Below are 24,864 nucleotides of genomic sequence, written 5' to 3'. Positions count from 1 at the left end.
TAGGAAGAGATGGGTGAAAAAATAAATAACTTATTTTTAATAAGTTACAATCTTTTTATTCACAACAGCAGCATGTTGTTGTATAATGAAGGAGAAAATAGAATATCGGTCTATCTTCGGGGCAGGGTGAAAATCCCGACCGGCGGTAATGAATGAGTATATGAGTTCTAAGCCCGCGAGCCGTTAAGGCAGGATTTGGTGCGATTCCAAAGCCGACAGTACAGTCTGGATGGGAGAAGATGGAGGTTCAAGCGTTCAAAAAAGATTAGTATTTGGACGTCTGTTTGATGTGCCTAAAATTTCTCCCTTTGTGTAAAACACAAAGGGTTTTTTATGATCAGAAAAGCAGGCATAGCAGAACCTTTCCACTTTCCATGAGATGATCGATGGAAAAGGAGAGAGCAGGATGAAACAAAAAAACAGTGTAGTACAAATGGTGAGTGTGGCAATGCTTAGTAGTATTGCGTATCTACTTATGATGTTGGATTTTCCATTCCCAGGATTTCCACCTTTTTTAAAAATTGACTTTAGCGACGTACCGGCATTAATTGCAGCGATTATTTTTAGTCCGATTGCAGGTGTAGTTGTAGAAGGAATCAAAAACGTTCTGTATTATGGAGTTCAAGGGAGTTTAACTGGGGTTCCGATTGGAGAAATCGCAAACTTTATTGCGGGATGTTTATTTATTGTACCAGCGGCATTCCTATTCCGAAAACACCGTACAATCAAAAGTTTAACAACGGGTTTGATGCTAGGAACAATTATGATGGCTATTATCATGAGTGTGTTAAATTACTTCATCATTTTACCGGCGTACACGTGGTTTTTAAATTCACCAGCTATGTCGAGCGGTGCTATGCGACAAATGATTGTAACGGCGATATTGCCATTTAATTTAGTAAAAGGAATCGCTGTAACAGTTGTATTTGTAGCATTGTTCTCACGTTTGAAAGTATGGGTATTTGCGAAAATGAAAAATGCATAAAAATTGTTCAGTCATGAGCGGTGAAGATACCGCTCATGACTTTTTAGTATCCACTTATTGATGAGAAGCTAGATGGAAGAACTTAGTGAATCAAGTAAAACTTTCATCAGCGAGGATGTTTTTTGCCCATGCTGAATTGAGCTGCATTACAAAAAATCCCCCTCATTTCCATGAGGGGGATTTTTTGAAGTTAATAAACGGACTATTCGAATTTAAGAGCGTCGCCATCAAATGTTTCATCAGCAACTTTAATGGAATCAGTAGGACAACCTTCAAATGCATCCATCATATCTTCGATTAACACATCTGGCACTTCAACGATTCCTTGGTTATCATCTAATGTTACAAAGGCAATACCTTCATCATCATAGTCATAAATGTCTGGTGCAGCAGCTCCGCAAGCTCCGCATGCGATACAAGTGTCTTTATCAACGATTGTATATTTTGCCATCTTTTTTCCCTCCTGATAATATGTATGTGAAACATTCGCTATAAAAATTATAATCCTATTGTAAAACGGTTCTTCAAACTTTTCAACATAAAATTATAATGATAATGCTTATCAATTAGGGTGTCAACTTATTTTTTAGTTATTTCATAAGATTTTCAAAATGCCTAAATGCTAAGCGGTTTGATACAATAGGAAATAGAAGATAAAAGTTTAGCGGTAGACAAATGTTATTGATAATTTATTCAATCTTTTTCTATTGTATCCTTCTGAAAAAATTTGAGCATAGGAAGTTTCATCCATAAAGCTTTTGATTCATGTCTGGAGTCAAGTGTCTATGAAGAAAAACATATCGAGAGGTGGAAGCGGTAATGCAATTTCAATACACTATATTATATTGTTTAAAACAATTGAATGGTGAACGAACCGTTTCTTCCATTTATTATTTGTTGAAGGGAAAACGTTCCTCCCAAACGTTACAGGATGGAAATATATTCCTTATTTCATTTCTTTTTGGTGTATATAAATCGTTGACAAGGTCCAATTATGAGCAAGAAATCGAACGTATTTTAGCTTCGGAATGGATTGAGGTTAAGCATGAAAATACATATGTACTAACGGATCGTGGTGAAAAACAATTAGAGACTTTGGAAAAGACAATGGCTTTCCCAAAGCACTTAGATGGATTGAATTACGGGGATCTTGGTGAAGCTTTTTGGAAAAGGTTATCATTAACGATTCAAACAGTATCGAACTTACAACAGAAAAATAAAAAGTTTATCCCTATTCAACAAGATCCAGAAGTAACTCGGTGGGTAAAAGAATTTCTGATTGGGTTACCATATGTAAGAAGTGAATTAGCAACAAGACTATGGGAAGAAATGTACAATATTTTAAAGAATATGGATGAAATAGAAGCGACGATTTTGACATATCGTTTAACAGGGTATGAACGAATTGGTTATACGCTGCAACAACTTGCTGAAATAATAAATGAAGATGTATTTCGGGTTTATTTGTTATTTTGGAGCACGATTCATTATATGATTCAAGTTGTTTGTAAAAGAGAGAAAGAGTTTCCTTTATTAACGAAAATTATATCTTATCCGAATGAAAGGGAAGATTTGTTTAGTTTATCAACAAAAAAAACATATAGACTATGGAAACAAGGACGCTCATTAGAAGAAATTGCAGTGATTAGAAATTTAAAACTTGCCACAATAGAAGATCATTTTGTCGAAATTGCATTAAGAGAAAAAACTTTTTCAATTGAAATGTTTATTAAAAAAAATAAGATAAAACGTGTGAAACAAGTGGTTGAAACGTTACAGACAAGGAAGCTACGTGCATTAAAACAAGCGGTAGGAGAGGAGATTTCTTATTTTGAAATTCGCCTAGTATTAGCACAACTGGAGGGAACAAATGAAACTTGAAGAGCATTTAAATAAATGGTTTGGATACAAGGAGTTTCGCCAAGGACAGAAAGAGGTTATTACAGACTTACTGCAAGGAAAAGATGTCGTAGCAATGCTTCCAACAGGTCAAGGAAAGTCTATGTGTTATCAACTTCCGGGTTTGATGCAAGAAGGAACGGTACTGATCGTATCTCCGCTTCTATCTTTAATGGAAGATCAAGTTACACAACTGAAATATGTTGTGAAAAATCGTGTCATTGCATTTAATAGTTTTCGTACATTAAGTGAGAAAAGAAAAGCGATTAAGCAGTTAGCATGGTATAAATTTGTCTTCGTTTCACCTGAAATGTTGCAATCTGAATTATTAATGAAAGAATTAAAAAAAATTCCTATTTCTTTGTTTGTTGTAGATGAAGCTCATTGCATTTCGCAATGGGGATATGATTTTCGAACAGATTATAAAAAACTGGATCAAGTCATTATGCGCATTGGCCGTCCCCCGGTATTAGCATTAACGGCGACGGCTACAAAGGAAGTATTGCAAGATATTATAGCAAGTTTAGGCTTGAGGAATGTCTCTCAACACGTGTATTCAATTGATCGCCCTAATATTGCTATAGAAGTACAGTTTTTAGAAACGATAGAAGAAAAAAAAGAAGCGCTTCTTTCGCATGTTTCTTACTTGCAAGGGCCAGGAATTATTTATTGCTCCAGCAGAGCTTGGACAGAGCGGTTAACGGAATATTTAAGGAGTAAAGGAATAATAGATGTCGCTTTTTATCATGGTGGAATGGATCATGAAGAAAGAATGTTAATTCAGCAGCAATTTATGAACGACCAACTGCAGCTTGTTATTTGCACAAGTGCTTTTGGAATGGGAGTGAACAAACCGAACACAAGGTATATTATTCATTTTCATTATCCTACGAATATAGCTTCCTATGTGCAAGAAATAGGAAGAGCAGGTCGTGATGGAGAGGCAAGTATTGCGATTTTATTATGCAGTCCACTCGATCATGATTTACCTATTTCTATTATTGAAGATGAATTGCCTAATAAAAAGCAAATTCAATTTTTATTTGCTTTATTACAAGAGAAGTTGCTTCAAACGAAAATATTACCGATAGAAGATGTAGCAGACATTTGTTATCATGCTGCAGGATTCCATGAACAACATTGGCGTTTTCTTAAGTATCATTTAGAAAAAATGGAAATCGTACAACAAAATATGCTTATATTAGAAGGCTTGTCAGATGAAACGATACAAAAATTAGTATTAGAGGTGGAGAAACGCCTTTATAATAAATATAATCAGTTAGAAAAGATGAAATCGTGGTTACAATTTCAAGGTTGTAAACGAGAACAATTATTACAGCAGTTCGGGTATGAAAAGGAAGGTAAGATAAAAAATTGTTGTGACTACTGCGGTATTACGAAAGAAGATTATAAAAAAAGACGAGCAAGACAGTCAGTTTTCGACTATAATTGGGAAACAGAGTTACAATTGCTCTTTGGTATGAGGGAACGGAGGAATGATGAATATTCAAAGGCGTAGCGTTGAAGACATGAGTCCGAAAGAGATACGACTTAACCTCTATATCACACAACTGATTATAATAAGTATTGGATGTTTGCTAGCATATATATTATTTCCAGGCAAAGAAGAATTTTATAATTTGTGGAAATGGGAACCGTTCTCTATTCTTTTAATAGGCGGAGGAATTGCCTGTGGGATTGTGCTAGTAGATTATCTTGCAATGCAAATCTTGCCGGAGTCATGGTTTGATGATGGTGGTATTAATGATCGCATGTTCCGAGGAATGTCAGTGGTGCAGTTACTAGTTGTGACTTTTTTTATCGGATTTGCTGAAGAACTTTTATTCCGCGGTGTTTTGCAAACGCATTTTGGACTTATAATTGCGAGCTTTATCTTTGCAATTTTACATATCCGGTATATTACGAAGCCATTTTTATTCTTTTTTGTTTGTATTATAAGTTTTATTTTCGGATATGTATTTCAATGGACGGGGAATTTGCTTATAACAATTTTTGCCCACTTTCTTGTTGATTTTATAATGGGGCTTCAATTGAGGAAATAAATGAAAGGTGGTGGTGACCAACGTGAGAAGGAAAATTCCTGATTTTGAGGAAGAATTACAAGAAGAACAGGAACAGGAACAAGAGCAGGTAGAGGAAGGTTTACCGCCGCGTAGCGAGATTCATAGAGATAAAAAGAAGAAATTTAAAATTAATCATTTCTTTGTTAGAGTATTAACATTCTTATTTATTTTGTTACCGATATGTATTTTATGGTATACAGATAAATACATTGAAGTGCAAAGTTCAAAAGGAGAGAATGAGACCAATAGAGGTGCATTTGAAGTTATCTTTTTTGACTCGAATAAATCAGTGGAGCAGAAAAAAGTAGAGAAACCTGAAATTCACATTGTAAAAGAAGGGGAGACTCTAGAGAGCATTGGTGAGAAATACTTTCCTGGAGAAAATGGAGCTGAAAAGATAAAAGAGTATAATCATTTGCAAAATCGTGAGTTAGAAGTAGGCCAAGAATTGAAAATACCTATTACGAATCATGAGAAGAAGAATGAATAAGAGAAATGTACATCATGTATTTTGCTTAGACAAAATGAAGTGAATAGAAGAATTATATTCTATTAAGGGAGAAGTTGAGACGAATATATGCTATGGATCATGTTAGGTAGTGTCTTTATATGTCTCGGGTTTATTTTTTTCTTTATCATGTATAGGGAAGCGATGCGTGATACAGTATTAGAACATACTTTAACCTTCAAAGACTTTCCGAAAAGCTTTCAAAAGGTAAGAATTTTCTTCATTTCTGATATTCATAGGAGGGGTGTGTCCCGCACATTAATCGAAAGGGTGAAGGGACAAGTAGATCTTGTAATTATTGGTGGCGATTTGGCAGAAAAGGGTGTATCTTTAGCGCAAATCGCTTTCAATATTAAGCAGTTAAGGGAAGTAGGCCCTGTATATTTTGTTTGGGGAAATAATGATTATGAAATTGAATACCATGAACTAGATGCTCTATTGTTAGAACATGGTGTGAAAGTTTTAGATAATACAAGAGTTATATTTGAATCAAATGCTGGAGAGAAGCTTTGTTTGCTCGGTGTAGATGATGTAGGGCTAGAGCGCGATCGTTTAGATTTAGCATTAGCTGATTGTCAAGAAGACGGTTTTCGAATTTTGATTAGTCACAATCCTGCTATTATACACAAAATGTCTGGAGAAGAAGGAATTTCTCTTATACTAAGTGGACATACTCATGGAGGACAAATTCGTTTATTCCATTTTAAAAAATATTTAAAGGGTGGCGTATATCATTATTCGAATATGACACTTTTTGTTAGTAATGGGTATGGAACGACGCTTGTTCCGCTTCGTTTCCGGGCACCTGCTCAAACACATATCATTACTTTAAAACAAAAAGAATAGGAGATTTTTAATTTTTAAGGTGGGGGAAATGATGCCAACTTTAAAAGGAAAATATAATATAAAAGCAGTTTCAAAGATGCTTGGGATTCAACCGAGTACACTTAGAGCGTGGGAAAGACGCTACCATATTGTTGCCCCAAAACGAAATGATGCGGGGCATCGATTATATACAGAGGAACATATACAAATCTTAAAATGGTTAATAGACAAGGTAAATAAAGGGATTACAATTGGACAAGCTGTGCAAATATTAGAGAGAAATCGGTTGCAAAATCACAATGAAATAGAAGTGGCATATAATAAAGAAATGCTTTTAGTAGACGATATTCTACATTCTTTGCTAAAATTTGATGAAGTAAAAGCTTCTTCATTCGTAAATGAGGCATTTAGTATATACCCAACTGAAAAAGTGATTACACACATATTTCTCGAAATTACAAAACAGTTGGAGAAATTAGAAGGAACAAATCAAGTTACAATGGTACAAATGCAATATGTAGAATCGTTTTTAGGCTCGCGTATCGGCATGATTTATCATAACGCGCATGTGCCGAAGTCCTCAGCTTTACAAAGTGTTTTTGCGTTTTGTGGACCGGGAGAAGTCCAGACATTACAGCTGTTTATTTTAACAATTTATTTACGATTGAAAGGTTACCAAACTATATATATTGGGACAGGCTTGCGAGAAGATGAAATCAATGAAACGATTGCACAACTGGAACCGGATTATGTAGTGATATCTTGTTTACAAATGAAAAATGTGCAAGATACAATGCATGTAGCTCATAGCTTGCAAAATCAGCATGAAAAGCTTAATGTGGGTCTTATTGGATCAGCCATCTCACATATTTCAACAGACCAATCGTTTGAGAGCGAGTATGTATTGATAGGAAATACAAAAGAAGAGTGGGATGAATGGTTAAAAATGTCAGAATAGTTGTTCGAAAAGAACCATCCATTTCCCATTTCATATAATAAAAATTAGAATCGATGGTTTTACGTAAGGAGGTTATAAGATGAGGTTGGAACGCTTGAATTATAATAAAATAAAAATTTTCCTAACGTTTGATGATTTATCAGAACGCGGATTGACCAAGGAAGATTTATGGAGAAACGCACCGAAAGTACAGCAACTATTCCGTGATATGATGCAAGAAGCGAATAAAGAACTTGGATTTGAAGCAAATGGCCCGGTTGCTGTGGAAGTATTTTCTTTACAAGCGCAAGGGATGGTTGTAATTGTAACAAAAGAAAATCATGATACGGAGATAGAAGATGATTTTCGCGATGAGTTTATTGAGATGCAAGTAACTCTAGATGAGAGTGAACATATATTATATGAATTTGCTACATTAGAGGATGTGATCAATTTATCAGAACGCTTATATAACCTAGGGGTTACCGGCGGAAAGTTATACACATGGGATGGACGTTTTTATCTCTGGATGGAGGAAGAAACACAGCTTTTAAAAGCGGATTTTATCGCGATTTTAGCGGAGTATGGTAATCCTGCAACAGTAACGATTTACCGGATTATGGAGTATGGTAAATCATTAATGGATTCTCAGGCGATTCAACAAATACATCATTATTTTATTTTAAAAGGAAACCTCAGCTAATTAGCAATAGCTTGAGGTTTTTGTTATGACTATATTTTGATTATTGAATAGAGAGATATAAAAAACATTTAAATATTTAAGTATTTTACTTTTCTAAAAGCAATAAAAGGACTATAATAATAGTGAAAACGCTTGCAATAAAAAATTATTTGCATATATTTGTTAGCGTTTTCTATTGCATTCAAAATTTAACGGTGTATACTAGGCAATGAAGGTTTACTAAACAAGTGAAATTACAGGGGGTTTACTTACTATGGTAGCCGAAAAGGGAACTCAAACACAAACACAACAAAGGGAACAACATTTTGAATTGTTGAATTCAACACAAATTGTTATTAATGAAGCATTAGAAAAATTGGGTTATCCAAACGAAGTATATGAATTACTGAAAGAACCGATTCGTATGATGACAGTAAAAATTCCAGTTCGTATGGATGATGGGACTGTTAAAATATTTACAGGGTATCGTGCGCAGCACAATGACGCTGTTGGTCCAACGAAAGGTGGAATCCGCTTCCATCCAAATGTAACAGAAAATGAAGTGAAAGCACTTTCAATCTGGATGAGTTTAAAATGTGGTATCGTTGATTTACCATATGGTGGAGGGAAAGGCGGAATCATTTGTGATCCGCGTGAGATGTCTTTCCGTGAATTAGAAAGATTAAGTCGTGGATATGTACGAGCAATTAGCCAAATTGTTGGCCCAACAAAAGACATTCCTGCTCCAGACGTATTTACAAACTCACAAATTATGGCATGGATGATGGATGAATATAGCCGTATTGATGAATTTAATTCACCAGGATTCATTACTGGTAAACCGCTTGTGTTAGGTGGTTCCCACGGACGTGAAACAGCGACTGCAAAGGGTGTAACGATTTGTATTCGTGAAGCTGCGAAAAAACGCGGTATTGATATTAAGGGAGCGCGTGTTGTTGTTCAAGGATTTGGTAACGCTGGTAGTTTCTTAGCTAAGTTTATGCATGATGCTGGTGCGAAAGTAATTGCCATTTCAGATGCTTATGGTGCGCTGCACGATCCAAATGGATTGGACATTGATTATTTATTAGATCGTCGTGATAGCTTTGGTACCGTAACAAAATTATTTAACAATACAATTACAAATAAAGAATTGTTAGAACTGGAATGTGATATTTTAGTTCCAGCTGCAATTGAAAATCAAATAACAGAAAAAAATGCAGCTGATATTAAAGCGAAAATTGTAGTAGAAGCAGCAAATGGCCCAACTACATTAGAAGCAACAAAAATTTTAACAGACCGCGGCATTCTTCTTGTTCCAGACGTACTCGCAAGCGCTGGTGGAGTTACAGTATCTTACTTTGAGTGGGTACAAAATAACCAAGGTTATTATTGGTCAGAAGAAGAAGTTGAACAGCGTTTAGAAAAAGTAATGGTAAAATCATTTGAGTCTATTTATGAAACATCTCAAGTTCGTAAAGTGAATATGCGTTTAGCAGCTTATATGGTTGGTGTGCGTAAAATGGCAGAAGCTAGTCGCTTTAGAGGTTGGGTATAATAGAATAGAGTATTTGGAAAGCGTGGTTTCCTTTCGAGGAAACCACGCTTTTTTTAGGTGAATAATGAAGTGAATATGGCTGATTCAGAAGTGAGAAAGGGCTACTATCCTTTACTTTTGGAGCGATCTATCATCATTGTATGTTAGATGATGATAAGGTTTTTTGAAAGAAAAAGATAAAAAGAACGCTTGTTCTATACGAACGTTTGTGCTATACTTTTTGTAGATAAACAAAGCGGATATAAAATAAGGAGAGATGAGAGAAATGAAAATGACAGCAGAACAAAGATTTATGATGCCAGCGGACGTTATGGAGCGAGTGGAAGTTTTACGAAATAAACATAGTAAGCGTGGATCGTTATTAAAATCAGTACATACATTTTTTGGTTTACATACGAAAGAAGATCGTATTTGGTTTTACGGCTTTTATGGAATCGCTGTAAGTATTATATTATTTATGGCAGTTACTTCTAACATTTTTGATTTATTCTTTAAATAAGAAAGATGCCATATGGACATAGCGTTTGAATACATATATAAAAGAGTGGTAATTTTTTAGAGCGGAGTTGATTAAAATGGCTATGTTCCCTATAGAGCGAAATTATATTGGCTATGGAAGTTCGAGACCAGGAATCCGGCTTTCAAAAGTAAGATTTATTGTGAGTCATGATACAGGGAATCCTGGTAGTAATGCGATAGGTAATAGAGATTATTTTCATGAAATACAGCCGAAAGCTTCGGCGCATACATTTATAGATGATAAAACGATATTAGAAATTATTCCAATTGATGAAGTAGCTTATCATGTAAGATACAATGTGCCTGCAGATAATGAACGATATGGTTATGATGCAAATAAAGCAGCGATCGGAGTTGAACTTTGCTATGGAGGAAATGTGAATTTTTGGGATGCGTATACACGTTTTACTTGGTACCATGCATATTTATGCCACTATTTTGGCTTGAATCCGAAAGCAGATATTGTATCTCATAAGATGCTGGATCCAACTCGGAAAATTGATCCTGAAAATGTACTGGGACAACAAGGGATTCGATTTCAGCAATTTTTAGCAGATGTCTATCGAATGTATGTCTCGTTTAGATGACAAATATATGAAAAAAGAATACAATAAAGATAGGTACCTACTGCTGAAAGTAGGTTTTTTCTTGTTTTATAAATAGAGTTTGAGGTAGAAGACTAGGAGTGAACCGAGTATGCAAAAAGAAGCAGCGATTATTATCGGGGGCGGACCATGTGGGTTGGCAGCGGCAATTTCTTTGCAAGAAGCTGGAATCAACGCGTTAGTAATTGAAAAAGGGAATATCGTAAATGCAATTTATCATTATCCAACTCATCAAACATTCTTTTCATCTAGTGAAAAATTAGAAATTGGTGATGTAGCTTTTATTACAGAAAATCGGAAACCAGTGCGTAATCAGGCGCTTGCCTATTATCGTGAAGTAGTAAAACGAAAAGATGTGCGTGTACATGCATTTGAGCGTGTAGAACAAGTACAAAAAGATGGAGAGTTCTTTGTTGTTCATACGAAAAAACGAGATGGAAATAAAAAAACATATAAAGCAAAGTATGTGATTGTTGCCACAGGTTATTATGATAATCCAAATTATATGAACGTTCCAGGTGAAGAACTTGACAAAGTATCTCATTATTTTAAAGAGGCGCATCCTTATTTTGATCGAGATGTAGTTGTAATAGGTGGAAAGAATTCCAGCGTAGACGCTGCGCTAGAACTTGTAAAAGCTGGAGCGCGTGTAACAGTATTGTATCGTGGTGGGGAATATTCACCGAGCATTAAACCGTGGATTTTGCCAGAATTTGAAGCGCTCGTACGCAATGGTACGATTCAAATGCATTTTCATGCTCATGTGGAGAGAATTACTGAGCATACGTTGACGTATACAATTGATGGGAAATCCTTTACAATTCAAAATGATTTTGTATTCGCAATGACAGGATACCATCCAGATCATAGCTTCTTGACGAAAATGGGAGTGGAGATTGATAGTGAAACGGGACGCCCACTTTACAATGAAGAAACGATGGAAACAAATGTGGATAACATCTTTATTGCGGGGGTGATTGCAGCTGGTAATAATGCAAATGAAATCTTTATTGAAAATGGACGATTTCATGGTGGAGCGATTGCACAAGCAATTGTATCAAGAGAGTCAAAATAAGCTGTCGAATTTCGACAGCTTATTTTTTAGTCATGCATAAACATTTTTTGGATTTTTTCGTGCGAATGAGCACATTCTAAAGCAACAAGCAATTTAATACGAGCTTTTTGTGCATTTAAACCGTATGTGAATACAACACCCATATCTTTTAATTGTTTTCCGCCACCTTCATAAGAATACACATCTTGAACGATGCCGTTGAAGCAACGGGAAACGAGAATAATCGGGATTCCTTTATGAATTAAACGTTGTAAGCTAGGCAATGTTCTTGGAGGTAAGTTACCTTGTCCGAGTGCTTCAATTACGATTCCATCTACTGGTAAAGTTTCGATTGCAGCTAATAATGTATCATCCATTCCAGCATATGCTTTTAATACAACAACATTTTTTGAAATTTGTCTAACTGTATAGGTCTCGTGATGGACTAAAGCATGATGGAATACGACGCCGCGTTTTGTTACCATACCGATTGGTCCGTACTGAGGACTTTGGAATGTAGCAACATTACTCGTATGCGTTTTCGTTACATTTGTAGCACAGTGAATTTCGTCATTTAATACAACTAAAACACCTTTTCCAATCGCTTCGTCACTACTTGCGACTTTGACTGCAGATAAGAAGTTATATAAGCCATCAGCACCTAATTCATTACTAGAACGCATTGCGCCTGTTACAACGATTGGGACATTTGCTTGTACTGTTAAATCAAGAAAATAGGCCGTTTCTTCTAAGGTATCTGTACCATGTGTAATGACTACACCATGAATATTTTCATGCTTGACTCTTTCGTCAATGATGACTTGCAATTGTAACATCTCACTCGGTGTCATATGAGGAGAGGGAAGATGGAATACATCTTCAACAATTAAATCAATATCATTTTCTAAATCAGGTATAAATTTCAAAAGAGGGTTTTGTTTTCCTGGTTGCACAACCCCAGTTTCTTTATCTTCCTCCATTGCAATTGTTCCACCTGTGTGTAAAACTAGGATCTTCTTCAATGCCTATACCCCTTTCGGTTGAAAATACATTTAGAACATATCATGATTTTAGCAATTTCGACAATGAAAATGTATAAAAGTTTAGAGGGAAAATGAGAATAAAATGAGATTGGTTCGTAATTTTCTATGTAGTAAAGATAGAGAGATAAGGGAGTAGGGAAAAATAAAATGATAAAGAGGAGCGAATTTGTTGAAAAAAGTGGAGAAGTTTATCATACATATATTGATTGTCCAGTTCATTTGTATATGTCTGATACAGTTGCTACTTATGCAGGGATCTTCCATTACATATTTATCGAAAATCGTTTATTATGAAGGAGTCATGCTTAAAACGAAGACAGACATTTTAGAAGTGAATAAGTAGTTTTCATTTTCTTCTTATGAGGATTATGCTACAATAATTAAGGATGAAAAGGATCGAAACTGACAGAGGGAAGCAGGGGGAACATACCTGCTTTTCATTTTGTTTTATAAGTGAAAAATGAGGTGTTACAAATGGATAAACGAATTTCAATTGCGATAGATGGTCCAGCAGCAGCTGGGAAAAGTACAGTTGCAAAAGTTGTAGCAAAACAACTTTCTTATGTTTATATTGATACAGGTGCAATGTATCGTACACTTACATATGCTGCTCTTGAGAAGAATATTGATATTGAAAATGAAGAAAAATTAATGGAAGTTTTGCAAAGCATACGTATTGAATTTCAACAAGGAAAAGATACACAACAAGTCTTTTTAAATGGACAAGATGTCTCTGAAGTGATTCGTACACCAGATGTAACAAATCGTGTATCAATTGTAGCAAAGCATCGTCTTGTTAGAGAAGAGATGGTACGCCGTCAACAGGAGTTAGCTGTACAAGGTGGCGTTGTGATGGATGGACGTGACATTGGGACGCATGTACTTCCTGATGCTGAGGTGAAAATCTTTATGCTCGCTTCTGTTGAAGAAAGAGCGGAACGAAGACATTTAGAGAATGTGAAGAAGGGTTTTGCCTCTAATTTAGAACAATTGAAAAAAGAAATTGCTCAGCGTGATAAACTAGACTCAGAACGTGAAGTATCTCCGCTGAAAAAAGCTGAAGATGCGTTTGAATTAGATACAACTTCTTTATCCATTGAAGAAGTTGTTCGAAACATTATGGATATCGTCTCTGAAGCATTGCAAAAATAAAGAAAGGGGAATCGTCCTCTTTCTTTTTTTATAGAAGAAATGATACGGCAGAGTACACTTTTCTTGACAAATATGTAAATTTATAAGAAGTTAGTTAAAGAGGGATTGAACTGTCAGAATATATTCGCTATTATATTTCAAAACATACTTTATTCAAAACGATTTTGCTGTATACTATTTATAGAGGGTTAAAATCGCTTTCTACAAAATGTATTGTAATGGAATATATGTTACACTTTCTTATTAACATGCAAATGAAAGCATTTGTTTTCATTTCGTATATACATAAAAGCTTTGTCAATTCTGTAGGGAGGTATTTCCATGGTAGAGAAAATGAATGAAGAAGTTGTGGATTCAAAAGTATTACAAGTAGGTGATATTGTTACAGGTTCTGTAATAAAAGTAGAAGAAAAACAAGTGCTTGTAAATGTTGGATACAAAACAGATGGTGTAATTCCAATTAGTGAATTAGCTAACGTTCATATTGAAAAAGCAAGCGATGTTGTAGAGGTAGACCAAACTCTTGAATTAAAAGTAATTAAATTAGAAGAGGATGATCTTGTATTATCAAAACGTGCTGTTGATGCAGAAAAAGCATGGGTAGAATTACAAGAGAAATTCACTTCTGGTGAAGTGTTTGATGTTACTGTAAAGGATATTGTGAATGGTGGTTTAGTGGTAGATTTAGGTGTCCGTGGATTTATTCCAGCTTCACTTGTCGAAGTACATTATGTAGAAGATTTTACTGAATATAAAGCGAAAACATTAGCTGTAAAAATTGTAGAACTAGATCGCGAAAAAAATCGTGTGATTCTTTCTCATAAAGCAGTTGTAGAACAAGAGTTAGATTCTAAGAAAAAAGAAGCGATTTCCTCTTTAAAAGAAGGCGAGATTGTGGAAGGCACAGTGCAACGTTTAACAGATTTTGGTGCCTTTGTAAATGTTGGTGGGGTAGATGGATTAGTTCATATTTCGCAAATTTCTCATGAACGCGTGGGACAACCGTCTGATGTGTTAGAACAAGGACAAAAGGTGAAAGTGAAAGTATTAGCTGTTGATGCGGATACACAACGCATTTCGCTATCAATTAAAGCAGCAGCACCAGGACCTTGGGAAAATGTCGCTGATGAAATAAAAGTAGGCGATGTTCGTGAAGGTACAGTAAACCGCATTGTTACATTTGGTGCTTTTGTTGAGATTTTACCAGGTGTCGAAGGACTTGTGCATGTGTCACAAATTGCAAATCGTCACGTAAAAAATCCAAATGAAGTATTAGAAGTTGGACAAGAAGTGAAAGTAAAAGTGCTTGAAGTAAATGCAGCAGAAAAGCGTATTTCTTTAAGTATAAAAGAAGCTCTTGAAGAAAATAATGTAACAGAAGATTATAGTCAATATGAGCCAACTTCTGAGTCTGCAACTTTCCAATTTAGTGATATTATTGGAGAACAATTGAAAAAATTAAAGAAATAAAGAGGGATATAAGTGGCAAGAGAGAAACGTAAATTAGAACATATTGAATATGCTCTTTCCACTGGACAGTCTCGTACACATGGCTTTTGTGATATTGAATTTGTCCATAAAAGCTTACCAAATTCAAGTTTTGAAAGTGTTACATGTGAAACTAAAATCGGCGAACTTTCACTAAGTTCGCCGATTTTTATCAATGCGATGACTGGTGGTGGAGGAGAGCGTACATTACACATCAATGAACAACTAGCATATGTAGCAAAGTATCATCATCTTGCGATGGCCGTCGGTTCCCAAATGGCAGCGTTAAAAGAGAAACGAGAAGTAGACTCGTATCGAATTGTAAGAAGAGTAAACCCAAATGGTATTGTGTTTGCAAACTTAGGAAGCGAAGCGACAGTTGAACAGGCAAAATGTGCTGTTGATATGATTGAAGCGAATGCTTTGCAGATTCATTTAAATGTGATTCAAGAATTAACGATGCCAGAAGGAGATCGAGATTTTACAGATGTATTAAAACGAATTGAAAACATTGTCCTTACTTCTGAAGTTCCTGTTATTGTGAAGGAAGTGGGGTTTGGGATGAGTAAAGAAACGGTTCAGCAGTTAGCTAACATAGGTGTAACAGCTATAGATATTGGTGGTCAAGGCGGTACAAACTTTGCTGCTGTAGAAAATGAAAGAAGAAACCGTATGCTCTCTTACTTTAATAATTGGGGCATTCAGACAGCTCCTTCCATAATAGAAGCGTCCTCTACAAATAATACCCTCTCGCTCATTGCATCAGGTGGAATCCAAACGGCACTTGATGTAGCAAAAGCGATTGCTTTAGGAGCACAGGCAACGGCTTTTGCTGGCTATTTTTTGCGGATATTGATGAATGAAGGCATGGATACATTAATTGAAGAAGTAGAATTGTTACATACCGATTTACGATTTATCATGACAGCTCTTGGGGCGAAGAACATTTTAGAACTCCAGCAAGTCCCTCTTGTTGTGAAAGGTGATACATATCATTGGTTAACGCAGCGTGGCATTGATACGATGTATTATAGTCAGAGGTAACAGAGAATCTTTTTAATCTTCTGTTACGATATGAGGAAAAATAAGAAATTAACCAAAAAATCAACCGAATGGTTGGTTTTTTTTATATATTCGTTTTATGCAATGAAGTGGTGAGGGCTAGTACGGTCCTAAAATAGCGAGATAAAAGATAATAAGATTTTCAGCTAGAGAGAAGTAGAAGTGTTGGCGAGTGTAGCTAGGGGTTTACAAATAAGGAGATTGGAAAAGAACTTTGTATTTCTATTTCCACAGTAAAAACACATAGTATTAATATATATACGAAGTTTCAAGTTTCTAATTGTGTAGAAGCAGTAAAGAAAGTGTTGGAACTTGGAGTTATCACGAAGAAGAACTGAAAAAACAGCTAGTATGAGCTGCTTTTTCAGTTCTTTTTTAATGCTGATTTTGCTTGCGAGCTTGCTCTGGTGTATCAAGCCCTGTGGCACCTGGATATTGAAGCGACTGATCACGATCAGATTCAACGCGGCGCGATTGTTTTAGTTTCTTTTCTTGACGATCTTTTCCCATTGTTTCCTACACCTCCTTATTACAAAGTGTTGCTGATATACGAAAAACTATACCGAAAGAAGAAAGAGATTAATTTTTATAAAAAGTTCCCATAATGGAAATGATAGGAGGGAAAAATATGGATGGAGGTTATTTTTATTTTTTGGCATGGATGGGCTGGATTATTACTACGTTTTTTATGAAAAAAGAATCCATTAGGTGGAGAATGAGTGCTTTCATTTTACTTTTTATTGTTTGCTCGCAATTTACATTTTCTATCGCGTCTTTCTCACTCTCGGTGAACGCTCTTTTTATTAGCATCATTGCTTTCGGAATCGTTGGAATATATTCGGTATGGCAAAAGTTATACACGCTGTTTTCAGCTCTTATTGTTGCGATGCTATATACAAGTTTTCATTTATTAGAAGTGTATGACCCAATTTGGATTATAATCAACCGAACCTTAATGTTAAGCGCAGCTCTTGTATATGCATCTGTGTTATTGCATCGAGATCGCTTATTACGTCTTTGTGCTTTATATATAGGGATGATACAGGGAGAAATCTTAGTAGCGTTTATCTTTCGTAAGTTGCATTTTCCGTATGAACTTGGCAGTTTGCTGTTTTTTGATAGTATCGCTGTTTCTACGTTATTTGTAGCTATTTTATTTTGGGTTACGAAAGTCTCTGCCTTTACCGGGCAATTTAGAAAAAAACATGTAAAAGAAAGGCAAGGATAATACATGACTGAATATACACCAGCCATTTTGTGTGGCGTTATTGCGGGAACAATAACAAGAATCTTTATGCTTCGTACGGATACGAGGCAATATCCTACTCGTCTGCATGGGAAAATTATTCACATTGCGATGGGGTTAATTGCAGCTGCTCTTGGGGCGATTGCGATTCCATCTATTTTGAAGAAAGATTTTTCAGCAATTACATTTTTAACACTAGCAGCATCACAATTTCGAGACGTGCGAAATATGGAACGAAATACATTGCAACAATTAGATGGATATGAGCTTGTACCGCGCGGGCATACGTATATTGAAGGAATCGCGTTAGTATTTGAAAGCCGCAATTACTTGGCGATGTTAACATCGTTTGTAACAACCCTCACCTATATCGGATTTCGTTCATGGATAGCTGGCATCATCGCTGGTATCGTGTGTTTCTTTATTGCTAAAATATTAATGTCAGGCAAAAGGTTGCGCGATCTTGTCGAGATTGAGCATGTGCCACTTCGATTTGAGGGGGCGGGACTTTATATCGATAACATTTATATGATGAATATTGGGTTGCCAGCGAGGCAAGAAGAAATTATGAAGTATGGAATGGGGTTTATTTTAAAGCCAAAATCGATTGATGCAAGAGTTACAATTTCTAATCTTGGGCAAAGGCAAGCGATATTACATGACGTTTCGGTAGCGCTAGGTATATTTAGAGATTCCGGAACGCCTGCTTTAGTACCATTGGCAAAACGTGATTTAGAAGATGGAAGAGTAGGTATATTTGTGCTTCCGCAAGATCAAGATGTGGAAAAAGCCATCGCCGTCATAGGGAATGTCCCAACATTAGAAAGTGCGGTTCATATGTCATCTGAAGCTCCAAAAAGAAGGGGAGATGTGAGATGATTTTGGAAAGTTATATTCTTGCTGTTATTACGACAGCGCCAGAAAAATTTGCTGGAGGAGCACCGCTATTTGTTTGTGAATCGAAAGAGGAAATGGAGTTTGTCGCAAACAATTTAGAAGCCATTTTAGATGGAATTGCTCATCGCTTACAAGAGAATGTATATATTATTGTGAAACATTAGTAACGTATGATATAATATGAGATGTTTTGATATAATGAGAAATATTCTGGAATGCAAATCCCTTCTTGCACAAAGAAGGGTTTTTTACATAATAAACAGAAGCAAGTTGAAAGGATGAGAGCATATGCCAAAACCAGTAGTGGCAATAGTGGGACGCCCGAACGTAGGGAAATCCACTATTTTTAATAGAATTGTTGGAGAAAGAGTTTCTATTGTTGAGGATATTCCGGGAGTAACACGAGATCGTATTTATAGTGCAGGAGAATGGTTAAATCATGAATTTAACATTATTGATACAGGTGGAATTGATATTGGAGACGAACCGTTTTTGACACAAATTCGTCAACAAGCAGAAGTAGCGATTGATGAAGCGGATGTTATCATTTTTATGACAAATGGTCGCGACGGTGTAACGGCAGCTGATGAGGAAGTAGCAAAAATTTTATATCGTTCTAAGAAACCTGTTGTACTTGCGGTAAACAAAGTAGATAATCCAGAGATGCGCAATGAAATTTATGACTTTTATGCATTAGGATTTGGCGAGCCGTTCCCAATTTCAGGTACACATGGATTAGGGCTAGGGGATTTACTTGATGAAGTAGCACAGCATTTTCCTAAAGTGGAGGAAGAAGAATATGATGATGAGACAATCCGTTTCTGTCTCATTGGTCGTCCAAATGTAGGGAAATCATCACTTGTCAATGCGCTTCTTGGTCAAGAACGTGTTATTGTAAGTAATGTGGCAGGGACAACGCGTGATGCTGTCGATACACCATATACGAAAGATGATCAAGATTATGTTATTATTGATACAGCTGGAATGCGTAAAAAAGGGAAAGTGTATGAGAGTACCGAAAAGTATAGTGTACTTCGTGCATTAAGAGCAATTGAACGCTCTGATGTTGTCTTAGTCGTATTAGATGGTGAAGAAGGAATTATTGAACAAGATAAAAAGATTGCTGGATATGCGCACGATTCAGGACGAGCTGTTGTGATCGTTGTGAATAAGTGGGATGCAGTGAAAAAAGATGAGAAGACAATGAAGGCGTTTGAAGAGAATATTCGTGCTCATTTCCAATTTTTAGATTACGCACCGATTGTATTTTTATCTGCAAAAACGAAAAAGCGTACGCAAACATTGCTGCCAGTTATTAATCAGGTGAGCGAGAGCCATAGCATCCGTGTACAAACGAATGTATTAAATGATGTAATTATGGATGCGGTAGCGATGAACCCAACGCCAACACATAACGGTAGCCGCTTGAAAATTTTCTATGCAACACAAGTAGCGGTGAAACCACCAACATTTGTTGTGTTTGTAAATGATCCAGAATTAATGCACTTTTCATATGAGCGTTTTTTGAAGAACCGTCTTCGCGAATCGTTCGGATTTGTAGGAACGCCAATTCGAATTATTGCTAGAGCAAGAGACTAATGGGAGAGGATGTGATTTTATGACAAAAATCACAGTAATAGGAGCAGGTAGCTGGGGGACAGCGTTAGCGATGGTATTAGCTGACAATGGTCATGATGTACGAATTTGGGGGAATCGTCCTGAGCTTATGGATGAAATAAATACGAAGCACGAGAATAAACGATATCTTCCGGGGATTACATTGCCAAGCACAATCGTAGCCTACTCTTCTTTAGAAGAAGCGTTAGTGGATGTAAGTACGGTACTTTTAGTTGTACCAACGAAAGCGTACAGAGAAGTATTGCAAGATATGAAAAAAATAATTTCAGGACCAATGACTTGGATTCATGCAAGTAAAGGAATTGAACCTGGAACATCAAAACGAATTTCAGAGATGATTGAAGAAGAAATTCCAGAACATCTTATTCGAGATGTTGTTGTGTTATCAGGACCGAGCCATGCGGAAGAAGTTGCTCTTCGCCAAGCGACAACAGTTACTTCGGCTGCGAAGCGTATGGAAGCGGCTGAAGAAGTACAAGATTTATTTATGAACCATTATTTTCGAGTATATACGAACCCGGATATTATCGGAGTAGAACTTGGTGGAGCGTTAAAGAATATTATTGCGCTAGCTGCTGGGATTACAGATGGACTTGGGTTAGGTGATAATGCGAAGGCTGCTTTAATGACACGCGGATTAACGGAAATTGCCCGTTTAGGAAGAAAGATGGGCGGGAATCCATTAACATTTGCAGGCTTAACAGGAATGGGTGACTTAATTGTGACTTGTACAAGTGTGCATAGCCGCAACTGGCGAGCTGGAAATATGCTTGGTAAAGGACATTCTTTAGAAGAAGTACTCGATAGTATGGGAATGGTCGTTGAAGGTGTTAGAACAACAAAAGCCGCTCATGAATTAGCAGAAAAAATGGAAGTTGAAATGCCAATTACAGCAGCTTTATATGATGTATTATTTAATGGGAAAAATGTGAAAGATGCAGTCGGTTCATTGATGGGCCGTGTTCGTAAACATGAAGTTGAAGCGATACCTGATTTATCTCGCATTAACAGGCAGTAAGGATCTCGCTTCAAGAACGAGGAACAGTTTGATTGGTGAAGGCGGGGACGCTGATTCAAGCGTCACTCTCTTTTAAGAAAGAGCGACAAAAGTGCAAATGTACTTTTGTCGCTTTTTTTATAGGTTTTTTCACCATTTTTTCTTTTTTGCATAGGATAAAGAGTAACTTGAGGAGAGGGTGAAGGAAAATGGATCATAACATTTTCAATAACATTGAGAAGGAAGCGAAAGTGAACAAAGAAGATATTTTTAAATTGGCATCGTCTGTGCAAAATGCCAATTTACGAGATGAGAAAGTGCTGCGCCAATTAATTCATCAAGTGGGAGCCATAGCGGGGCGCGAAGTACCAAAAGAGCAGGAAGATCAAATTGTAAAAGCGATTATTAATAATAATATGCCAACAGACTTTAACTCGCTAAGTAAAATGTTTAAAAAATAAAGGATAGGAAACACAATGTTTATAGATTGCATATAATAACTTTGAAAAAATGGGAATAGAGGGCTGTTTGGGGCGTATTTGGTCAACCGGAGTGAATCTGTTCACTTCGGTTTTATTTTGTTGTTCTTGTGCAGAGTATGATATAGAAATGAAAATAAAAGGTTAGGAAGAGTGATTGATGATAAAAATATATTTGTTTAAATTTTTCAATTTGTTAAAATAATATAAAAACCATTAATGAATAGAGAGGTGTGTATATGTCTGAGGGGCTTATGAAAATGTGGTTTTCTTTGGGGGCAATGGGGTTTATGTTCATTGCAGTTATCTTTATTTTGCTGAGTCGGCATAAAATCAAGAATGAATTTTTGAAAGGGATTACAGCTAGTATTGCGTATACACTTATGATCGTATCTGGCATTGTTATTTTTCTTGTTGTGTTTAGCGGACCGGTGGAGCAATAAAGTGAACATGATTTTTTTAATAGGTGTTCACCAATTTTACGTAATCATGTAGCGACTTTCGAAATGATAATGATGAAGAAAAGAAGGTTAGCAAGGGCATAAAGGGTGAATGTTCGATGAAAAAAATTTATATTATTTTAATATTTTGCTGTACAAGCATGTTAGTTGGATGTATGTACCCGCGAGAAAATATGAAGCAAAACGCAGTTCCTTATGAAGATCAATTACAAATGGTTCAAAAGGCAGTTGATACATATAAGGAACAAAATAATGGGCTACTTCCTATTAAGACGCGTGACATGAATACACCATTATATCAAAAATATCCTATTGATTTTCAAAAAATAGCACCACGTTATATACCGGAGGCACCGGGGAATGCTTATGAAAGCGGTGGTGTATATCAATATGTGTTGGTGGATGTTGAAACAAATCCAATGGTAAAATTAATTGATGTAAGAATGGCAGAACAGATTCGCGATATTACGCTAAAATTGCGGATGTATCGTGATGAACATCAGTATCCTCCTTATAAAAAAGTGATTGCTGATGGAGTGTATGAACTTGACTTTAAGAAGATGGGGTATAAAGATGTACCACAGGTAACGAGTCCTTATTCTGGAAAAGGGTTGCCGCTTGTCATCAATGAAAAGGGAGAAATATTTGTCGATTATCGAATGGATTTATATGAAATGCTGCAAAGAAACAAAGGGACTGCTAAGGAGGGAGACGATATTCGAAATATGCTATTTAAAGATTCGCCGTTTGTACCTGCTTACTCTTTACCTTATACAGTAAAAGATGGAGAACCAATTTTTTTTAAATGATAAGTCATGAACCTTTCTTTTAGCGAATAAGTTCTAAAAGAAAGGTTTTTTTCATGCAATCCAACTTATGATATAAACAAAAAGTTCTTTTTAAATAGTCATATGAAATTAGGACAAAATCATATGATATATTGTCCGAATCTCTATAATATCTAAGATATTCATAGAGAACAGCATATGTATGATTCGTTCATGGAAAATGAATTATTCCCAAAAATCTTGAGGGAGGGAATCACTTGGAAAAGGTAGATATTTTTAAAGACATTGCTGAGCGCACAGGCGGTGATATTTACTTTGGGGTGGTAGGAGCTGTTCGAACTGGAAAATCAACATTTATTAAGAAATTTATGGAATTAGTTGTTATTCCAAACATTGAAAATGAATCTGATCGTCAACGTGCACAAGATGAATTACCCCAAAGTGCTGCTGGACGTACCATTATGACAACTGAACCAAAATTTGTTCCAAACCAAGCGGTTTCCATACAAGTTGATGACGGTCTTGAGGTAAATGTTCGATTAGTAGATTGTGTGGGTTATACAGTTCCTGGAGCGAAAGGCTATGAGGATGAGAATGGTCCGCGCATGATTCATACACCTTGGTATGAAGAACCGATTCCATTTCATGAAGCTGCAGAAATTGGAACGCGTAAAGTAATTCAGGAACATTCTACTATTGGGGTTGTCATTACAACTGATGGAACGATTGGTGAAATTCCAAGGCGCGACTATATAGAAGCAGAAGAACGAGTTGTAAATGAGTTAAAGGAAGTTGGAAAACCATTTATCATGATTATTAATACAGTACAGCCATATCATCCAGATACAGAACAGTTACGACAAAGTTTATCTGAAGAATATGATATTCCCGTTATTGCAATGAGTGTGGAGAGTTTAAGAGAAACAGATGTATATAATGTACTTCGTGAAGCTCTATTTGAATTTCCTGTCTTAGAGGTGAATGTTAATCTTCCGAGCTGGGTGATGGTATTACATGAGGGGCATTGGTTACGACAAAGTTATCAAGAGGCTGTTCAAGAAACAGTAAAAGATATAAAACGACTTCGTGATGTAGATCGTGTCGTTTGGCAGTTTAGTCAATACGAATTTATTGATCGAGCAAGTTTAGCGGGAATTGATATGGGGCAAGGGGTAGCGGAAATTGATTTATATGCACCAGATGAATTATATGATCAAATTCTAAAGGAAGTTGTAGGAGTAGAAATTAGAGGAAAAGATCATTTATTAAAGCTCATGCTAGACTTCTCTCATGCAAAAACAGAATATGACCAGGTATCAGATGCTTTACGAATGGTAAAGCAAACGGGTTATGGGGTGGCGGCTCCAGCTTTAACAGATATGAGCTTAGATGAACCGGAAATCATTCGCCACGGTTCACGATTCGGTGTTAAGTTAAAGGCTGTTGCACCATCTATCCATATGATTAAAGTGGATGTTGAATCTACATTTGAGCCCATTATCGGTACAGAAAAACAAAGTGAAGAACTTGTGCGTTACTTAATGCAAGATTTTGAGGATGATCCGCTATCAATATGGAATTCTGATATTTTTGGACGTTCACTTAGTTCGATTGTTCGTGAAGGAATTCAAGCAAAATTATCGTTAATGCCAGAAAATGCCCGCTATAAATTGAAAGAAACATTAGAGAGAATTATTAACGAAGGATCTGGCGGATTAATTGCGATTATATTATAATGAAAATCCCTCTGCGTGCAGAGGGATTTTACACTTTTGTAGAGTATATACTTGAAAAATAAATAGTCATTATCTAATACTTTATTGTATATTGTCAAGTTTCAACAGATTTTCACATTTTCAGAGCAACAAATTCCTTAAAAATATTGAATTATAAAGAAGAATCGTATAATATAGGCGTTGATAATGATTTATCTACGTCTTTGTAGTATAGAATTTGT

At 36.1% G+C, this 24,864-nt stretch carries 28 protein-coding genes, 1 pseudogene and 1 riboswitch; of the genes and pseudogenes, 26 read left to right on the top strand and 3 right to left on the bottom strand.

The window, feature by feature from the left end; all coding sequences use genetic code 11:
- The first annotated feature begins 108 nt into the window (after nucleotides 1–108).
- Nucleotides 109–245, top strand: a riboswitch (FMN riboswitch).
- Nucleotides 246–406: 161 nt separating this feature from the next.
- Complete coding sequence (locus MR063_RS06140) at nucleotides 407–985, top strand: ECF transporter S component (protein WP_242142628.1); 579 nt, start codon at nucleotides 407–409, stop codon at nucleotides 983–985.
- 202 nt (nucleotides 986–1,187) lie between these two features.
- Here MR063_RS06140 and MR063_RS06135 read toward each other — a convergent pair whose 3' ends face one another.
- Nucleotides 1,188–1,436 carry a ferredoxin gene (locus tag MR063_RS06135; protein ID WP_011984281.1) on the bottom strand — a complete coding sequence of 83 codons (249 nt, stop codon included), beginning with the start codon at nucleotides 1,434–1,436 and terminating at the stop codon, nucleotides 1,188–1,190.
- A gap of 368 nt (nucleotides 1,437–1,804) precedes the next feature.
- Here MR063_RS06135 and MR063_RS06130 point away from each other — a divergent pair, with 368 nt between their 5' ends.
- The 11 genes from MR063_RS06130 (at nucleotide 1,805) to MR063_RS06080 (ending at nucleotide 11,677) form a co-directional block, all read left to right on the top strand.
- Nucleotides 1,805–2,866 (top strand): YpbB family protein, encoded by a 1,062-nt coding sequence (locus MR063_RS06130; protein ID WP_242195258.1) that lies wholly within the window; start codon nucleotides 1,805–1,807, stop codon nucleotides 2,864–2,866.
- Complete coding sequence (locus MR063_RS06125) at nucleotides 2,856–4,403, top strand: RecQ family ATP-dependent DNA helicase (RefSeq protein ID WP_242195253.1); 1,548 nt, start codon at nucleotides 2,856–2,858, stop codon at nucleotides 4,401–4,403. Before MR063_RS06130 ends, MR063_RS06125 begins: the two co-directional genes overlap by 11 nt.
- Complete coding sequence (locus tag MR063_RS06120) at nucleotides 4,384–4,947, top strand: CPBP family intramembrane glutamic endopeptidase (protein ID WP_242142631.1); 564 nt, start codon at nucleotides 4,384–4,386, stop codon at nucleotides 4,945–4,947. Before MR063_RS06125 ends, MR063_RS06120 begins: the two co-directional genes overlap by 20 nt.
- Nucleotides 4,948–4,969: 22 nt before the next feature.
- Nucleotides 4,970–5,458 carry a LysM peptidoglycan-binding domain-containing protein gene (locus tag MR063_RS06115; RefSeq protein WP_242195250.1) on the top strand — a complete coding sequence of 163 codons (489 nt, stop codon included), beginning with the start codon at nucleotides 4,970–4,972 and terminating at the stop codon, nucleotides 5,456–5,458.
- An 87-nt stretch (nucleotides 5,459–5,545) separates the two neighbouring features.
- The gene (locus MR063_RS06110) at nucleotides 5,546–6,322 is read left to right on the top strand and encodes a metallophosphoesterase (RefSeq protein ID WP_242195247.1); all 777 of its coding nucleotides are present in this window, start codon (nucleotides 5,546–5,548) and stop codon (nucleotides 6,320–6,322) included.
- A gap of 31 nt (nucleotides 6,323–6,353) precedes the next feature.
- Nucleotides 6,354–7,259: a MerR family transcriptional regulator gene (locus MR063_RS06105; protein WP_242142634.1), complete on the top strand. Its 906-nt coding sequence runs from the start codon at nucleotides 6,354–6,356 to the stop codon at nucleotides 7,257–7,259.
- A 79-nt stretch (nucleotides 7,260–7,338) separates the two neighbouring features.
- Nucleotides 7,339–7,941 (top strand): genetic competence negative regulator, encoded by a 603-nt coding sequence (locus tag MR063_RS06100; RefSeq protein ID WP_242142635.1) that lies wholly within the window; start codon nucleotides 7,339–7,341, stop codon nucleotides 7,939–7,941.
- Nucleotides 7,942–8,194: 253 nt separating this feature from the next.
- A complete protein-coding gene (gudB, locus tag MR063_RS06095) occupies nucleotides 8,195–9,478 on the top strand; it encodes a Glu/Leu/Phe/Val family dehydrogenase (RefSeq protein ID WP_242195243.1) in 1,284 nt (427 codons plus the stop codon).
- A gap of 265 nt (nucleotides 9,479–9,743) precedes the next feature.
- Nucleotides 9,744–9,977 (top strand): DUF3961 domain-containing protein, encoded by a 234-nt coding sequence (locus MR063_RS06090; RefSeq protein WP_242142637.1) that lies wholly within the window; start codon nucleotides 9,744–9,746, stop codon nucleotides 9,975–9,977.
- 76 nt (nucleotides 9,978–10,053) lie between these two features.
- The gene (locus tag MR063_RS06085; protein ID WP_242195241.1) at nucleotides 10,054–10,584 is read left to right on the top strand and encodes a peptidoglycan recognition protein family protein; all 531 of its coding nucleotides are present in this window, start codon (nucleotides 10,054–10,056) and stop codon (nucleotides 10,582–10,584) included.
- Nucleotides 10,585–10,693: 109 nt separating this feature from the next.
- The gene (locus MR063_RS06080; protein WP_242195238.1) at nucleotides 10,694–11,677 is read left to right on the top strand and encodes a YpdA family putative bacillithiol disulfide reductase; all 984 of its coding nucleotides are present in this window, start codon (nucleotides 10,694–10,696) and stop codon (nucleotides 11,675–11,677) included.
- Nucleotides 11,678–11,703: 26 nt separating this feature from the next.
- On the opposite strand, the gene MR063_RS06075 is transcribed toward MR063_RS06080, so the two are convergent.
- Nucleotides 11,704–12,678, bottom strand: a complete 975-nt coding sequence (locus MR063_RS06075; RefSeq protein ID WP_277927783.1) for an asparaginase — start codon at nucleotides 12,676–12,678, stop codon at nucleotides 11,704–11,706.
- 190 nt (nucleotides 12,679–12,868) lie between these two features.
- Between MR063_RS06075 and MR063_RS06070 the strand changes: the two genes are divergently transcribed.
- From MR063_RS06070 to MR063_RS22080, 5 genes are all read left to right on the top strand, one after another.
- Nucleotides 12,869–13,042 (top strand): DUF5359 family protein, encoded by a 174-nt coding sequence (locus MR063_RS06070; protein ID WP_242142640.1) that lies wholly within the window; start codon nucleotides 12,869–12,871, stop codon nucleotides 13,040–13,042.
- 131 nt (nucleotides 13,043–13,173) lie between these two features.
- Nucleotides 13,174–13,851: a (d)CMP kinase gene (gene cmk, locus MR063_RS06065; protein WP_242195235.1), complete on the top strand. Its 678-nt coding sequence runs from the start codon at nucleotides 13,174–13,176 to the stop codon at nucleotides 13,849–13,851.
- Nucleotides 13,852–14,172: 321 nt separating this feature from the next.
- Entirely contained in the window at nucleotides 14,173–15,321 is a 1,149-nt protein-coding gene (gene rpsA / locus MR063_RS06060) for a 30S ribosomal protein S1 (protein ID WP_242142642.1), read from the top strand.
- A gap of 12 nt (nucleotides 15,322–15,333) precedes the next feature.
- On the top strand, nucleotides 15,334–16,383 hold the full coding sequence (gene fni, locus MR063_RS06055) for a type 2 isopentenyl-diphosphate Delta-isomerase (protein ID WP_242142643.1): 1,050 nt from the start codon (nucleotides 15,334–15,336) through the stop codon (nucleotides 16,381–16,383).
- Between the two features lie 218 nt (nucleotides 16,384–16,601).
- Nucleotides 16,602–16,739, top strand: a complete 138-nt coding sequence (locus MR063_RS22080; protein WP_396021821.1) for a LuxR C-terminal-related transcriptional regulator — start codon at nucleotides 16,602–16,604, stop codon at nucleotides 16,737–16,739.
- A 37-nt stretch (nucleotides 16,740–16,776) separates the two neighbouring features.
- Here the strand turns inward: MR063_RS22080 and MR063_RS06045 are convergent, their stop codons facing one another.
- A complete protein-coding gene (locus tag MR063_RS06045; RefSeq protein ID WP_003206535.1) occupies nucleotides 16,777–16,911 on the bottom strand; it encodes a YpzI family protein in 135 nt (44 codons plus the stop codon).
- Between the two features lie 118 nt (nucleotides 16,912–17,029).
- On the opposite strand from MR063_RS06045, the pseudogene MR063_RS06040 reads away from it, so the two are divergent.
- The 9 genes and pseudogenes from MR063_RS06040 to spoIVA all read left to right on the top strand — a co-directional run bounded on the left by MR063_RS06040 (nucleotide 17,030) and on the right by spoIVA (nucleotide 24,643).
- Nucleotides 17,030–17,640, top strand: a pseudogene (locus MR063_RS06040) (YphA family membrane protein).
- Nucleotides 17,633–18,526 carry a YIEGIA family protein gene (locus MR063_RS06035; RefSeq protein WP_242142644.1) on the top strand — a complete coding sequence of 298 codons (894 nt, stop codon included), beginning with the start codon at nucleotides 17,633–17,635 and terminating at the stop codon, nucleotides 18,524–18,526. Before MR063_RS06040 ends, MR063_RS06035 begins: the two are co-directional and overlap by 8 nt.
- Nucleotides 18,523–18,708, top strand: a complete 186-nt coding sequence (locus MR063_RS06030; RefSeq protein WP_242142645.1) for a capping complex subunit for YIEGIA — start codon at nucleotides 18,523–18,525, stop codon at nucleotides 18,706–18,708. Before MR063_RS06035 ends, MR063_RS06030 begins: the two co-directional genes overlap by 4 nt.
- Nucleotides 18,709–18,832: 124 nt before the next feature.
- Complete coding sequence (gene der, locus MR063_RS06025) at nucleotides 18,833–20,143, top strand: ribosome biogenesis GTPase Der (protein ID WP_242142646.1); 1,311 nt, start codon at nucleotides 18,833–18,835, stop codon at nucleotides 20,141–20,143.
- A 19-nt stretch (nucleotides 20,144–20,162) separates the two neighbouring features.
- Nucleotides 20,163–21,200, top strand: a complete 1,038-nt coding sequence (locus MR063_RS06020; protein WP_242195232.1) for an NAD(P)H-dependent glycerol-3-phosphate dehydrogenase — start codon at nucleotides 20,163–20,165, stop codon at nucleotides 21,198–21,200.
- Between the two features lie 188 nt (nucleotides 21,201–21,388).
- The gene (locus tag MR063_RS06015) at nucleotides 21,389–21,640 is read left to right on the top strand and encodes a stage VI sporulation protein F (protein WP_011984303.1); all 252 of its coding nucleotides are present in this window, start codon (nucleotides 21,389–21,391) and stop codon (nucleotides 21,638–21,640) included.
- Nucleotides 21,641–21,897: 257 nt separating this feature from the next.
- Nucleotides 21,898–22,101 (top strand): DUF2768 domain-containing protein, encoded by a 204-nt coding sequence (locus MR063_RS06010; protein WP_242195229.1) that lies wholly within the window; start codon nucleotides 21,898–21,900, stop codon nucleotides 22,099–22,101.
- Nucleotides 22,102–22,217: 116 nt separating this feature from the next.
- The gene (locus MR063_RS06005) at nucleotides 22,218–22,928 is read left to right on the top strand and encodes a hypothetical protein (RefSeq protein ID WP_242195225.1); all 711 of its coding nucleotides are present in this window, start codon (nucleotides 22,218–22,220) and stop codon (nucleotides 22,926–22,928) included.
- Nucleotides 22,929–23,164: 236 nt separating this feature from the next.
- Nucleotides 23,165–24,643 carry a stage IV sporulation protein A gene (gene spoIVA / locus MR063_RS06000; protein ID WP_242142650.1) on the top strand — a complete coding sequence of 493 codons (1,479 nt, stop codon included), beginning with the start codon at nucleotides 23,165–23,167 and terminating at the stop codon, nucleotides 24,641–24,643.
- Nucleotides 24,644–24,864 lie beyond the last annotated feature (221 nt).

This window comes from Bacillus cereus group sp. BfR-BA-01492, assembly GCF_022662815.1.
GTDB lineage: Bacteria > Bacillota > Bacilli > Bacillales > Bacillaceae_G > Bacillus_A > Bacillus_A cereus_BD.
The sequence above is the reverse complement of the archived record's forward strand: the minus strand, read 5'-3'. Positions and strand labels throughout refer to the sequence as shown.

Bases quoted from the DNA above. Each gene is read 5' to 3' on its own strand.
- MR063_RS06140 (WP_242142628.1), top strand. From the start codon at position 407: ATGAAACAAAAAAACAGTGTAGTACAAATGGTGAGTGTGGCAATGCTT.
- MR063_RS06135 (WP_011984281.1), bottom strand. From the start codon at position 1,436: ATGGCAAAATATACAATCGTTGATAAAGACACTTGTATCGCATGCGGA.
- MR063_RS06130 (WP_242195258.1), top strand. From the start codon at position 1,805: ATGCAATTTCAATACACTATATTATATTGTTTAAAACAATTGAATGGT.
- MR063_RS06125 (WP_242195253.1), top strand. From the start codon at position 2,856: ATGAAACTTGAAGAGCATTTAAATAAATGGTTTGGATACAAGGAGTTT.
- MR063_RS06120 (WP_242142631.1), top strand. From the start codon at position 4,384: ATGAATATTCAAAGGCGTAGCGTTGAAGACATGAGTCCGAAAGAGATA.
- MR063_RS06110 (WP_242195247.1), top strand. From the start codon at position 5,546: ATGCTATGGATCATGTTAGGTAGTGTCTTTATATGTCTCGGGTTTATT.
- MR063_RS06105 (WP_242142634.1), top strand. From the start codon at position 6,354: ATGCCAACTTTAAAAGGAAAATATAATATAAAAGCAGTTTCAAAGATG.
- MR063_RS06100 (WP_242142635.1), top strand. From the start codon at position 7,339: ATGAGGTTGGAACGCTTGAATTATAATAAAATAAAAATTTTCCTAACG.
- gudB (WP_242195243.1), top strand. From the start codon at position 8,195: ATGGTAGCCGAAAAGGGAACTCAAACACAAACACAACAAAGGGAACAA.
- MR063_RS06090 (WP_242142637.1), top strand. From the start codon at position 9,744: ATGAAAATGACAGCAGAACAAAGATTTATGATGCCAGCGGACGTTATG.
- MR063_RS06085 (WP_242195241.1), top strand. From the start codon at position 10,054: ATGGCTATGTTCCCTATAGAGCGAAATTATATTGGCTATGGAAGTTCG.
- MR063_RS06080 (WP_242195238.1), top strand. From the start codon at position 10,694: ATGCAAAAAGAAGCAGCGATTATTATCGGGGGCGGACCATGTGGGTTG.
- cmk (WP_242195235.1), top strand. From the start codon at position 13,174: ATGGATAAACGAATTTCAATTGCGATAGATGGTCCAGCAGCAGCTGGG.
- rpsA (WP_242142642.1), top strand. From the start codon at position 14,173: ATGGTAGAGAAAATGAATGAAGAAGTTGTGGATTCAAAAGTATTACAA.
- MR063_RS06045 (WP_003206535.1), bottom strand. From the start codon at position 16,911: ATGGGAAAAGATCGTCAAGAAAAGAAACTAAAACAATCGCGCCGCGTT.
- MR063_RS06035 (WP_242142644.1), top strand. From the start codon at position 17,633: ATGACTGAATATACACCAGCCATTTTGTGTGGCGTTATTGCGGGAACA.
- MR063_RS06030 (WP_242142645.1), top strand. From the start codon at position 18,523: ATGATTTTGGAAAGTTATATTCTTGCTGTTATTACGACAGCGCCAGAA.
- der (WP_242142646.1), top strand. From the start codon at position 18,833: ATGCCAAAACCAGTAGTGGCAATAGTGGGACGCCCGAACGTAGGGAAA.
- MR063_RS06020 (WP_242195232.1), top strand. From the start codon at position 20,163: ATGACAAAAATCACAGTAATAGGAGCAGGTAGCTGGGGGACAGCGTTA.
- MR063_RS06015 (WP_011984303.1), top strand. From the start codon at position 21,389: ATGGATCATAACATTTTCAATAACATTGAGAAGGAAGCGAAAGTGAAC.
- MR063_RS06010 (WP_242195229.1), top strand. From the start codon at position 21,898: ATGTCTGAGGGGCTTATGAAAATGTGGTTTTCTTTGGGGGCAATGGGG.
- MR063_RS06005 (WP_242195225.1), top strand. From the start codon at position 22,218: ATGAAAAAAATTTATATTATTTTAATATTTTGCTGTACAAGCATGTTA.